General features: G+C 61.8%; 7 protein-coding genes. 5 read left to right on the top strand and 2 right to left on the bottom strand.

Features of this window, described 5'->3' with window-relative positions:
* Positions 1-36 precede the first annotated feature (36 nt).
* Both AC3WOY_RS19455 and AC3WOY_RS19450 read left to right on the top strand, forming a co-directional pair.
* Positions 37-1,050 carry a diguanylate cyclase domain-containing protein gene (locus AC3WOY_RS19455; protein WP_492426720.1) on the top strand — a complete coding sequence of 338 codons (1,014 nt, stop codon included), beginning with the start codon at positions 37-39 and terminating at the stop codon, positions 1,048-1,050.
* A gap of 149 nt (positions 1,051-1,199) precedes the next feature.
* Positions 1,200-3,884: an EAL domain-containing protein gene (locus AC3WOY_RS19450; protein ID WP_492426718.1), complete on the top strand. Its 2,685-nt coding sequence runs from the start codon at positions 1,200-1,202 to the stop codon at positions 3,882-3,884.
* Here AC3WOY_RS19450 and AC3WOY_RS19445 read toward each other — a convergent pair.
* Positions 3,877-7,182, bottom strand: a complete 3,306-nt coding sequence (locus tag AC3WOY_RS19445) for a UvrD-helicase domain-containing protein (protein WP_492426716.1) — start codon at positions 7,180-7,182, stop codon at positions 3,877-3,879. The two genes, AC3WOY_RS19450 and AC3WOY_RS19445, sit on opposite strands and share 8 nt — an antisense overlap.
* A complete protein-coding gene (locus AC3WOY_RS19440) occupies positions 7,182-9,884 on the bottom strand; it encodes a PD-(D/E)XK nuclease family protein (protein ID WP_492426714.1) in 2,703 nt (900 codons plus the stop codon). Before AC3WOY_RS19440 ends, AC3WOY_RS19445 begins: the two co-directional genes overlap by 1 nt.
* Before the next feature lie 288 nt (positions 9,885-10,172).
* On the opposite strand from AC3WOY_RS19440, the gene trxA reads away from it, so the two are divergent.
* From trxA to AC3WOY_RS19425, 3 genes are all read left to right on the top strand, one after another.
* On the top strand, positions 10,173-10,499 hold the full coding sequence (trxA, locus tag AC3WOY_RS19435; protein ID WP_324902634.1) for a thioredoxin TrxA: 327 nt from the start codon (positions 10,173-10,175) through the stop codon (positions 10,497-10,499).
* Between the two features lie 101 nt (positions 10,500-10,600).
* Positions 10,601-11,866, top strand: coding sequence for a transcription termination factor Rho (gene rho / locus AC3WOY_RS19430; RefSeq protein ID WP_420475903.1), 1,266 nt, complete (start codon positions 10,601-10,603; stop codon positions 11,864-11,866).
* Positions 11,867-12,073: 207 nt separating this feature from the next.
* Entirely contained in the window at positions 12,074-12,340 is a 267-nt protein-coding gene (locus tag AC3WOY_RS19425; RefSeq protein WP_420475904.1) for a type B 50S ribosomal protein L31, read from the top strand.
* Positions 12,341-12,467: the final 127 nt, after the last annotated feature.

Genomic DNA, 12,467 nt, shown 5'->3' with positions numbered 1-12,467 from the left:
GGTTCGCAAGACAGGAAATGCAAGGGAATCACGGTCATGACAGGCCAAACTCAGCCGGCGAGTCCGGCAATCATCACAACGCCGCAGAAAACAAGAGTGCTCCTGGTCGATGACCAGAGGATCATCGCCGAAGCCGTGAGGCGCCTCGTCAATGCAGAACCGGACATCGAGTTCATGTCCGTGCAAGACCCGCTTGCCGCATTGACGACGGCCCAGGAATGGAAACCGACAGTAATCCTGCAGGACCTCGTCATGCCGGATGCTGACGGCTTTGCCATGGTGGCGCAATTCCGCGCGGCCCCGGAAACGTCCGGCGTACCGATCATCATGCTGTCCTCGAAGGAAGAATCGAGCCTGAAGGCGCAGGGATTCGCCATCGGCGCCAACGATTATCTGGTCAAGCTCCCCGATCGCATTGAATTGCTGGCGCGCTTGCGTTACCACTCCGGCGCCTACCTCAGCCGGCTCGAACGTGATGCGGCGTTTCGCGCATTGCGTGAAAGCGAGCAGCGTCTGGCCGAAGCGAACATGCAGTTGCAACGGCTGGCCGAGCTTGACGGCCTGACCGGCATCGCCAACCGCCGCCGTTTCGACGAAATGCTTGCCATGGAGTGGCACCGTGCGCAACGGCAACAGCGCCCGCTGTCCCTGCTGCTTTGCGACGTGGATTACTTCAAGCTGTACAACGACACCCACGGACATCTTTCCGGCGACCAGTGCCTGCGGGAAGTTGCCGCAATCATCCACAGGAACACCCGGCGTCCGGCGGATCTTGCCGCTCGATACGGCGGCGAGGAATTCGCATTGATCCTGCCGGAAACAAATGCAGACGGTGCAATGTCCGTTGCCGAAGCATGCCGCAGGGCCGTGGAGGCGCAAGCCATTCCCAACCAAGCCACCCCGAGGGCCAGGATCGTTACCTTGTCCATTGGCGTGGCAAGCATCACTCCCACTGGAAGTGCGCACCAGGCCGACCTGATCGGCCGCGCAGACAAGGCACTGTACGAGGCCAAGGACCGTGGCCGGAACCGGAGCATGGCGCACGCGTAAGCAAGTGTATCCGGGTTGAACTTTGAACCCGGCGCCACCTCTTATCAGACAGTCAATTACCCTGTTCCGGGGCAGGCTGTTGCATACCCGCGCACTTTGAGCGCGGACATGAACGCGCCGCTCCACGCATTCGCCGGCATGCCTGCACCATGGATCAACCCACCTTGCACCGGGAGCGATATCGCACTTTCGCCATTGCCTGCGGTTCCATCGTCGCAATTACCGGCCTCGTGATTACCGCTGGCTGGGCCGCCGGGATACCTGCTCTCACATCCTTCGGAGCAGGCCGCGACCGGATAAACTTCAATGCCGGAGCAACCCTCATTCTGCTGGGTGTTGCGCTCCTGATGCTCCTTCTGGAAGAGCGGAGCCGCATTGCGCGCACCATATCGCAATGGTGCGCAGGAACGGCGTCTGTCATTGCCGGCCTCACGCTGCTGGAGTACGCCGGCAACTGGGATCTGGGTATCGACCAGCTTTTCTTCCAGGAATGGGACACTCACGAAACCCAGTATCCGGGGCGGATGTCGGTCGTTGGATCCGTCGTTGTCTTCCTTCTCGGCATCGCCCTGCTGCTGGCCGTCCGCAATGCCCATGCCGCCTGGATCGAAGTGGCTGTCTTGCTGGCTGCCGTCAATGTGTCGATTCCCCTCATCGGCTACCTGTACGGAAAGGCCGCGCTGTACCAGATTCCTTTTTACGGCATCGTTGCCTTTCCCGTTGTTATCGCGCTCCTGCTCCTGTGCGCCGGCATCCTCGCGGCACGTCCCGACCAGGGGACCATGGCTCTGCTCACCAATCGCAGCGCGGGTGGAATCACGGCCCGCAGGCTGCTGCCCGCCGCGCTCGTCCTGCCGGTTGTCATCGAGCGCCTGCAATTCTGGGGACATGAAGCCGGCTTCTACGACATCACCGTCGGCATGATCATGATCACGCTCGCCAGCATGTTCGTCTTCACGCTGCTCATCCTGTGGAATGCGCGCATCCTCCTGCGGCTCGATGCCCAGCGCAACGAGGCCGAGGACACGGTACACCAGGCGCTCGATGTCCTTGAGAGCAACCTGCACGCGCTTTCGGCTTCCAACGCCAGGCTCGCTTCGGAAGTCGGCGAGCGCCGCGCGGTGGAAGAATCGTTGTTCCACGAACACGAGCGTGCACAGGTGACCCTCAATGCCATCGGCGACGGCGTAGTGACGACGGACATGCTTGGCAATATTGCATACATGAATCCCGCCGCTGAAAAAATGACCGGATGGACCAACGCACAGGCTTCCGGCAAACCGCTGCATGCGGTATTCGATGTGATCGAACCGGTTTCACGCCAGCCCCTCACCTACTCCGTCGATGCCGTCCTGCAGTGCAATGCCGAGGCCGCGTTGCCGCCGCAAGGCATCCTGATCCATCGCAACGGCAGCGAATCGGCGGTCAACAATTCCTGCTCGCCCATACGTGGGCCAAACGGACAGGTGATCGGCGCCGTGCTTGTGCTGCATGACGTCAGTGCCGTGCATGCCATGGCCGCCCGCATGAATTACGTGACGCAGCATGACGCCCTGACCGACCTGCCGAACCGTTTCCTGTTCAACGACCGCCTGGCGCAGGCGATCGGCCTGGCGTTGCGTCATGAGTTGCGCGCTGCCGTCCTGTTCCTCGACCTGGACCGGTTCAAGCATGTGAACGATACACTCGGGCATGTCATCGGCGACAAGCTGCTGAAGGAAATCGCGGCGCGGCTGAAGAAGGGCCTGCGCGAGACCGACACCGTATCCCGGCATGGCGGGGATGAGTTCATCCTTCTGCTGCAGGAGATCAACGATACCTTCAGCGCCGCCCGTGCCGCCGGCCAGATCCTGGGCTCGATGGCCGAACCGTTTTTTATCGATGGGCATGAATTGCATCTTTCGGCCAGCATCGGCATCAGCATCTGCCCGGAAGACGGACGCGACGGCGAAACCATCATCAAGCATGCCGAGGCGGCGATGTACCAGGCCAAGGCGCAAGGGCGGAACAACTACCAGTTTTTCATGCCGCGAATCAACGAACGGGCGATCCGCCGCTTCGCGCTTGAAGGCAGCCTGCGCCGCGCCGTCGCGCGGGAAGAATCGGCCGTCTACTACCAGCCCAAGCTCAGCATCGCGGAAGGCAAGGTCATCGGCGCCGAAGCACTGATCCGCTGGCACGACCACCATAACGGTCCGGTGTCTCCTTCGCAATTCATCCCCATCGCCGAGGAAAGCGGGTTGATCATTCCCATCGGTGAATGGGTGCTGCGCCAGGCATGCAGGCAGAACCGCGCCTGGCAGGATGCGGGCTATGAGCCGATGCCGGTTGCGGTGAACGTGTCGGCAGTGCAGTTCAGGGAAAAGAACTTCCTGCGCATGGTGGAACGCATCCTCAACGAAACCAGGCTGGACGCGCGTTACCTGGAACTCGAACTGACCGAAAGCGTGACGATGCAGGACCTGGAGCTGACCGTTCCTCTGCTGAAGGCGCTCAAGAACATGGGCGTGAGCCTGTCCATCGATGACTTCGGCACCGGCTACTCGAGCCTGAGCTACCTGAAGCGTTTCCCCATCGACTCACTCAAGATCGACCGCTCCTTCGTGCAGGATATCGCAGGCGGAAAGGACGACTCCGCCATCATCTGCGCCATCATCAGTATGGCCAAGAGCCTGAAGCAGCGCGTCATCGCCGAGGGCGTGGAAACCGCCGCGCAGTATGAGTTCCTGCGCGACCATGGATGCGATGAAATACAGGGGTACTACTTCAGCGGCCCGCTTGCAGCGATCGAGTTCGAACACCGGATACTGCGAAGGCAGCCGGCACTCAACTGACGATCAGGCGGCCGTCAGCGGTGATCAGCGCCGTCCTTACCGTTCTTCCCGGATAAACTTGCTCGGCTGCCGCGCGGTAACGCTCCAGCTGGGCACGGTAATCGGCAACCTCGCTGTCGAGCAAGTCGCGCTTGTAATCCAGGATCCAGGCTTCGTCGTCGAACACGACCATGCGATCGAAGCGCAGCAGTTCTCCGTCGCACAACACTTCCATCTCGTTGCGTGCAAACCGGAAATGCCGGGGATTGAAGAAGCGCTCCAGTTCCGGTTGCGACAGGATCAGTGCTGCCTGTCCGCGCACTGTCGACGCCACCGGCAAGGGACAGCGAAGCCAGCGGGCGAGCTGTCCGGCGGCGGGAAGCGCCACCGGCCACCGTGCCGCCTGCGTGACGCGTTCGAGGAGTGCGTGCAGCGCGATGCCTTCTTCGATTGCCGGATCATGCAGGATGGGCTCGCGAACTGCCGGCTCGCCCAGCACCGGCGGGTCGAAGATGGGAATGCTGAAGTGCACCGCAGTCTTCACCTCCGCGCCCGTTGCGATGCCTTCCTCCTGCCCGAAGCCGGCCTCGGGCACGGCCAGCAGACGGTGGTACCAGCTTCCCTCGACGCAGCCATCCTCCAGGGCACCGCGCGTCCCGGCCACGCCGCTGACGATCAGCATGTCCTTGGCGCGCGTGGCGCCGACATAGAGCAGGTTCCAGTCCTCCTGCCGCTTGAATGCCTCCTCGGCATCGAACAGATGGTCGCGTGCCGCACCACGCTCGCCCTTCCTGCCGAAGCAGGAGAAATGCGTGGGCGCTTCCGCATCCTGCGGCCAGTCGCACAGGATGCCGCTGTCGTCCCGCGCCGGTTCGCTATGGTTGGCATCGACCATGACCACGATCGGCGCTTCCAGGCCCTTGGCGCTGTGAATGGTGAGGATGCGAACCGCATCGACCGCCGCTGCCACAGTTGCTTCATCCGGCGCATCGTTCTCGGCACCCTTCCTGAGCAGGCGCAGGGCATCGATGAACTTCGGCAGGCTGGGGTAGCGACCGGCATCGAGGTTGAGCGCCAGTTCGGTAAAGGCTTCGATGTTGCCGATCACCTGGGCACGCACTGACGGCTGCGCTGCCTCGGCATAGCGCGCCACCAGCTGCCCCTGGTGAAGAATGAGGTCCAGCAGGTCATGCACCGGCAGGCGCGGCGCCTCATCCAGCCACCGTTGCAGCAAGCCGGCAGCACGCCGGATTGCGGGAGACGCATCATCCGATGCGGCCGCAAGCATGCGGTTCCACCACACGCCTTCGCCGCGCCGCGCGATGGCAATCAGGTCCTCGTCGCTGGCGCCGAAGACCGGTGATTTCAGCACATGTGCAAGCGCCCGGTTGTCGGCCGGCGTGATCAGGAAAGTCAGCAATGCGATCAGGTCCGCCACTTCAAGCGACTCAAGCAATCCGCCCCGCTTGTCCGATACGAACGGGATGCCTGCCTCGCGCAGCGCGCTTTCGTAGGCCGCGAGGTAGGTGCGCTTCTTGACGAGCAGCATGACGTCCGACCATTTCGCGATGCGCTTGTGCCGTGCTTCGAGTTCGCGCATGGCATGGCGCAGCGCACAGGCAACTGCCCGGCCTTCGTCCACGCGACGGGCATCTTCTTCCTCGTCGCGTGCCGCCGAAAGCGGATCGCGCAGCGAAAATTCGGTTGGCGCTTCCTGCTCCTTTTCTTCTTCCCTGATCAACGGCAGGCGCCACACGGCCCCGTCCTGTTCGGCGACGGTGGTCTGCGGCGAGAAAATGGGATTGGTGACGAAACTGCCGTTCAACACCTCGACCACCTTCCGCGCATTGCGGCGCGTCTGGTTGGTGCGCAGCACGTCGGCCCCGAGCGCGGCGAGCATGTCGCGGGCCGCCGAGAATACACGCGGCTCGGCCCGCCGGAACCGGTAGATCGATTGCTTCGGATCGCCCACGACGAACACGCTCGGCTTTTGCGCGTCGTCGCCATAGGCGTCGAGCCAGGCACGCACGATGGTCCACTGCAGAGGATTGGTATCCTGGAATTCGTCGAGCAGGATATGGCGATAGCGGGCGTCCAGCCGGCTTTGCAGGTAGGCAGCGTGGCCGGATTCGGTCAGCAGCCGGTAGGCGTGCCATTCGAGGTCGCCGAAATCGAATACGCGCTGTTCTGCTTTCACCGCTTGGTAGTGATCCAGGTAGGCCGCTCCTGCAACGAACAGTGCTTCGTTCAATGCCAGGACCTGGCGTTCCGCACTGCGCTTCTGAACGCGCTTGAGCAACTCGCCGACCGCCTCGAATTCCTCGTCGAAGGCACTGATTCCGTTCGCGCCCAGGTTCTGCTCGATGGACTTGGTGAGGTCCTTGGTTTTCTGGTTCTTGCGCGCCTCGCCCGCATCGCTGAAGAACTCGTTGCACAATGCGTCGAAGCTCTCGATGCTTGCACCGGAGCTCACGGCCTTCTCGATGGCGGTGGCGCGCTTCTGGTTTACCGCGGATCCACCGCCTAGAATGCGCGCAAGCGTCATGACACGGCCGAGCAGCCGCTCGTCACTCCACAATGCCAGCCGTGCGTCGGTAACGCCGTCCTCGCCGCACAATTCACGCAACCAATCGAGCGGGACATCATCTCCGTCCTTCGTGATGGCCCACCACTCCGCACGCTTGTCGACGAAGGCATCGAGCATGCGCCGCGCATTCCAGTCTCCCATCATCTCGTACAGGGAGAGCAGCGCCGTCCTGACTTCCGCCTGCTCATCGTCATTGAGCGATTGCATGAAGCGGCTGTAGGCGTCCATCAGGAGTTCGCCGTTCGATTCGGTGAGCGTGTAACCGTGCGGCACGCCCGACGACAGCGGTGCAATCTGGACCAGCCGTGCGAACCAGCTGTGGAAGGTATCGATGGACAGCGATTGGGGACTCCCCAGCACGCGCTCGTAGAGCCTGCGTGCAACGGGAAACACTTTCGGCAGCTCGGACTCGGCAATGCCGCGCTCAAGCAGGAGACCCCGCACCTCGTCTTCCGGTTTGAGCGCGAGGTCGTGCAAGAGATGCAGCAGGCGTTCCCGCATTTCCTGCGCCGCCTTGCGGGTAAAGGTGATCGCCAGCAGTTCGGACGGTTCCGTGCCGGACAGAAGCAGCCGCAGCATGCGCGCCACAAGCAGCCAGGTCTTGCCGCTGCCGGCACAGGCTTCGACGACGACCGAGCGCGCCGGGTCGCAGGCAATGCGGGTGAACTCCATGGCGTCGGCGGCTGCGCCGTTGACTTCGTAGGCGCGCGGCGAAGGCGTTTGCATTGTCATCACCACGCCCCCTTGCGGCACAGGCCGCGCACTTCACAATAAACGCATACCTTTTCGATGCCGTTTGCCGGCAGCGCCGCGCCTTCCGCGATGAAACGGATGTTGGAGACGATCTGCGACTCGAGCGCAGCCTGCCATTGGGTATAGTCCTTGGCCTCGACGTCGCCGGTCTTGTCCTTCGTGCTTTCCAGCGCCACGTAATGCGCTGTACTGACGGGCAGGTCGGACAGCAGCCCGTAGAACGCCAGCTGATGGTCTTCCGTATCCTTGAGCTTGTCGCGCAGCGATTGCAGCGTCTTGGTCTTGTAGTCGAGCACGGCGCGCTCGCCGGCATCGTTTTCGTCGATGCGGTCGATGAAGCCATGCAGCGTGATCTGTCCGCCTTCCCAGCGCAAGGTCTTGTCGAAACGCTGTTCGCCGAGTACAAACTTCCATCCCTGGTTTTCGCGCTCGTTGGCCCAGTCGATATAGGCGGGAATGACCTTTTGCCAGCGCGCGTAGTATCCCAGCGCCGCCGCGCTCTGCTCCAGCGCCTTGCCAAAGACGCCTTCGGATATCGAGCGCAGCAGTTCCTCCCGTCCCTCTGGCGGTACGTGGCTGTCGCGAATCCGTTCGTGGTAGGCGCGCAGGATCTCATGCAGCCAGTCGCCGTAATCGCGCTTTTCCGGCATGTCGGACAGCTCGTCGAGCCCGGACAGGCCAAGCATGCGCGTAGCGAAGAATTGATAGGGACAGGCGACCAGGCTGTTGTAGCCCGAAGCGGACAGTTTGCGCGGCAGCAGGCCGGGGGCAGCCGGGGCCGGCATCGCAGGCGGCCGGGATTCGAGGTCGCGTACCGCGATCTCCACCTGGCGATACGTCAGGGGAGCGGCGCCTGCGCGTTCCAGCACAAGTTGCAGGCGTTCGATCCAGTTGCCCGCAGGATTGGGTTCGCCGTTGCGATGGGATTGCCACGACAGGACCACCTCGGGATTGGCGATGAGAAGTTCCGCAAAATCGCGCAATTGCACCCGCTGGCGCATCTCCCTCGTCTCCAGTCCGAGCTCACGACGTACCGTATTTGCGAAGAACAGCGTTTCGGTGCTTTGCGACGGGAGGTGGTCCGCATCCGCGCCGACCATCAGCACCGCATCGAAGCTGCGCAGCGGCGCACCGCTCAGTTGGAGCATCACGACGCGGCGGTCCGACTCGGGCGGGACAAACGGCGCCGATTCCAGTTGCAGACTGAGGAAGGCACGCCATTCGGGGAACGAGAACATGTCCTGCATGCCGTCGCAGTCCTGCGCCAGCAGGTCCAGGAGCGTGACGACCTGCACACCGGCGGCATCGTTCTGCAGCGCGTCGTGCATGCCAAGCGCATCGAGTGCATCGCGCGTGACCGCGCCCCATTCACGCAGGCTCTTGCGGCCGGAGAAGCGGGCTGCCTGTCCGGCAACCTGCCTGATCAGATCCTGCGCCTGCGGTACATCATCCAGGGCGCGCGTTGCCGCATCCCATCCTCCGAGGACATTGCAACGCCGCAGCGTGCTCTCGACCTCCATCACGCGCACTACTTTGTCTTCCATGTCCGGGAAGAGGTATGGCGATTTCAGCAGGTCAAGCAGGGCGACGGTCTCGCCGCGCGTGCTGACGACATCGAGCAGGGCCGCGAGCGCGGCGGCAGTCCGCGTGGTGGAAAGCTTCCATCCGGTCTCGTCCGTGACGTAGACCTGTGCGCGCTCGAGCAAAGCGCGGATGCGGCGCGCGACCACGCGGTCCTGCGCAATGATCGCAATGCGTTCACGCCCTTCCCGCAACCAGTCGACCACGAGCTGCGCGCCGCGTTGCGCCTCTTCTTCCAGGCTGGCGGATGCGCACAGGCCGATGCCCTGCAGGGGCAGGATCTCGACGGGCGCACTTGCAAACCACGAATCGCGCCCCTCCTCTTCCAGCATTTCCATCCACGCACTGGCGAACACGCCAGGAACGGCGTGCGCATGCCAGTCGAGTGCGATGCGCAGCACGGGCTGTCGTTCGGCATAGGCGGCAAGAAATGCTTCCTGCAGTGCATTCGCCGGCACCGAATTGATCCAGATCAATGGAGAGTCCGCCTGCTCCGCCAGCTTCATCATGCGTGCATGGCATACCGCAGTCATGTCCGTGCTGTCCAGCTGGCTTTTCCAAAGCGTCCACACCAGTTGCGCTTCGTCGGACAGGACATTGCGCGCCGGCAGCGGAAGCTGTTCCAGGGCAGCCTGCCAACGTTCCTCGGCGGCATCCGGAGACAGGTCCATCGATGGCAGCAATGCCTCCGTCAATTCGTCGAACAAGGTCAGCAAGACCTGCGCGAGCGGCAACAGGTCGGTGTTGCGCCGCGCAGTGAAGAGTTTCTTCAGCCATGCATGCTGCCGCAAACCGGCGTACAGGGACATCAGCCGTTCGCTCTGGGAAGGCACGCCGGACTCCGCCTCGTCGGGAGGCAGCATCCTGACCCAGGAGGACATCGTCGTGATCCTCGGGGGAATGAAGGCGTGCTGCAGCACCTCCGCCATCGCCGATTTCAGACACTGGGCATGGATGAATCCCGGCACCAGGACGCGCACGGCAGAGAAATCGCGCAGCCCGGGACCAGCCCCGCCCGGCATATCTTCTTCGAGAAGGGCATGTGCGACATCCTTCCAGAAGGCGGAAGACGGCGGTATCAGCAGGGAACGTTGCGGCATGGGTATCGTGGAGGATGCGGGCGCGCTCATAGAATAACGCGGGAGCGCATTTGCCGAGCATTTTATGCGACTCCGGGCAAAAAATCGGGCAGCTCTCTACACATTTCGTGAAAATCGGTTATGATTTACCAACTCCCCGCCGCACTACGTCTTGCAGCATCCGTCAACGGTCTTGAATTCGCGCACGACGTCTCCACTTGCATATTGCGATCCCGGAAAAATTATCCGCGGTGTTGGGCAAGTCAGCAGGCGCCTGATTTACATCTTTGACCCTCTCACGAGGAAACCATGAGCGAAAACATTAAATACATCACCGATGCATCCTTCGAGTCCGACGTCCTCAAGTCCGACAAGCCGGTCCTGGTCGACTTCTGGGCCGAGTGGTGCGGTCCCTGCAAGATGATCGCCCCGATCCTCGAGGAAGTCGCCAAGGAGTACGACGGCAAGCTGCAGATCGCAAAGATGGACGTCGACGCCAACCAGGCCGTTCCGGCCAAGTTCGGCATCCGCGGCATCCCGACGCTGATCCTGTTCAAGAACGGCGTTCCCGCCGCACAAAAGGTCGGCGCAATGGCAAAGGGCCAGCTGACGTCGTTCATCGACAGCAATATCTGATTCAAGCGCGGCGCTGCATTCCAGCGCCGCGCTGTTTTTTGTTTTAACCATCCTCGCAGTTCCCTCCCCCACCTTAAACTTCCCATCCCGGGACACTCACCATGCATTTATCTGAACTCAAGCAGCTCCACGTCTCGGCCTTGCTGGACATGGCAATCAGCCTTGAAATCGACAACGCTGCCCGCCTGCGCAAGCAGGAGCTGATGTTTGCCATCCTGAAGAAGCGCGCGAAAGCGGGCGAACAGATTTTCGGCGACGGCGCCCTCGAAGTCCTGCCCGACGGTTTCGGTTTCCTGCGCTCGCCCGACGCCAGCTACATGGCCTCGACGGACGACATCTACATTTCGCCCTCGCAGATCCGCCGCTTCAACCTGCATACCGGCGACTCGATCGAAGGCGAAGTCCGCACCCCGAAGGACGGCGAAAGATACTTTGCACTGGTGAAGGTGGACAAGGTCAACGGCGAACCGCCGGAAGCGTCCAAGCACCGCATCCTGTTTGAAAACCTCACGCCGCTGCACCCGAACAAGCTGCTGCACCTCGAACGCGAGATGCGCGGCGAAGAGAACATCACCGGCCGCATCATCGACATGATTGCGCCGATCGGCCGCGGTCAGCGCGGCCTGCTGGTCGCATCGCCGAAGTCCGGCAAATCCGTGATGCTGCAGCACATCGCACATGCCATCACGACCAACCATCCGGACACCACGCTGATCGTGCTGCTGATCGACGAACGTCCCGAGGAAGTGACTGAAATGCAGCGCTCGGTGCGCGGTGAAGTGGTCGCCTCGACCTTCGACGAACCGGCCACCCGCCACGTGCAGGTCGCTGAAATGGTGCTCGAAAAGGCCAAGCGCCTGGTCGAAATGAAGCGCGATGTCGTGATCCTGCTCGACTCCATCACCCGCCTGGCTCGCGCCTACAACACCGTGATCCCGGCCTCCGGCAAGGTGCTGACCGGCGGCGTGGACGCCAACGCGCTGCAGCGCCCGAAGCGCTTCTTCGGCGCCGCGCGTAACGTCGAAGAAGGCGGCTCCCTGACCATCATCGCCACTGCGCTGATCGAAACCGGCAGCCGCATGGACGACGTGATCTATGAAGAATTCAAGGGCACCGGCAACATGGAAGTGCACCTCGAGCGCCGTCTGGCCGAGAAGCGCGTCTACCCGTCGATCAACCTGAACAAGTCGGGCACGCGGCGCGAAGAACTGCTGATCAAGCCCGACCAGCTGCAAAAGATCTGGATCCTGCGCAAGCTGCTGTACGGCATGGACGAGATCGAGGCGATGGAATTCATCCTCGACAAGATGAAGGCCACCAAGAACAACGCGGAATTCTTCGAAATGATGCGTCGCGGCGGAAGCTGACCGGTTCCAGTGGCTGCAAAAGGGCGTCTTCGAGACGCCCTTTTGCTTTTTTGGCAAGGACTCGCCGGCGGAACGCCCTGCTTTCGCAAACCCCTGATTTCATTGTATAATTACGGGTTTTCAACCTGGCAAGTGATTGGCAATCGGGTCAAGAAGCAGCAGGACCGACGAAGTGCCCTTTGGCTACCAAACCAAGCAGAGGAAATTATGAAAGAAGGCATTCACCCGAATTACCGCGAAGTCGTGTTCCAGGACATGTCCAACGACTTCAAATTCATTACCCGCTCGACCATCGAGACCCGGGAAAAGATCACCCTGGACGGCAAGGAATACCCGCTGATCAAGCTGGAAGTGACCGCCGAATCCCACCCGTTCTACACCGGCAAGCACAAGATCGTCGACACCGCCGGCCGCGTGGAAAAATTCCGCCAGAAGTTCGGCAAACTCGGTTCCAAGACTGCTGCTGCAGGCTGATCCCGGTATTGCATCCGAAAAAGGCAGCTGCGGCTGCCTTTTTTGTTTTGTACGCAGGTTTCCATTTCCATCCTGCATTTCGCACTTTTACGGCACAATATCGCCGAATCCAATAAGACAAGAACAA

Source organism: Noviherbaspirillum sp. FW303-A3, assembly GCF_058788695.1.
Note: the sequence above shows the minus strand (reverse complement) of the source record. Positions and strands in the feature narration are given on the sequence as shown.

What these genes read in the sequence shown, in the direction of transcription:
- AC3WOY_RS19455 (WP_492426720.1), top strand. Translation starts at nt 37, where the DNA reads ATGACAGGCCAAACTCAGCCGGCGAGTCCGGCAATCATCACAACGCCG.
- AC3WOY_RS19450 (WP_492426718.1), top strand. Translation starts at nt 1,200, where the DNA reads ATGGATCAACCCACCTTGCACCGGGAGCGATATCGCACTTTCGCCATT.
- AC3WOY_RS19445 (WP_492426716.1), bottom strand. Translation starts at nt 7,182, where the DNA reads ATGACAATGCAAACGCCTTCGCCGCGCGCCTACGAAGTCAACGGCGCA.
- AC3WOY_RS19440 (WP_492426714.1), bottom strand. Translation starts at nt 9,884, where the DNA reads ATGCCGCAACGTTCCCTGCTGATACCGCCGTCTTCCGCCTTCTGGAAG.
- trxA (WP_324902634.1), top strand. Translation starts at nt 10,173, where the DNA reads ATGAGCGAAAACATTAAATACATCACCGATGCATCCTTCGAGTCCGAC.
- rho (WP_420475903.1), top strand. Translation starts at nt 10,601, where the DNA reads ATGCATTTATCTGAACTCAAGCAGCTCCACGTCTCGGCCTTGCTGGAC.
- AC3WOY_RS19425 (WP_420475904.1), top strand. Translation starts at nt 12,074, where the DNA reads ATGAAAGAAGGCATTCACCCGAATTACCGCGAAGTCGTGTTCCAGGAC.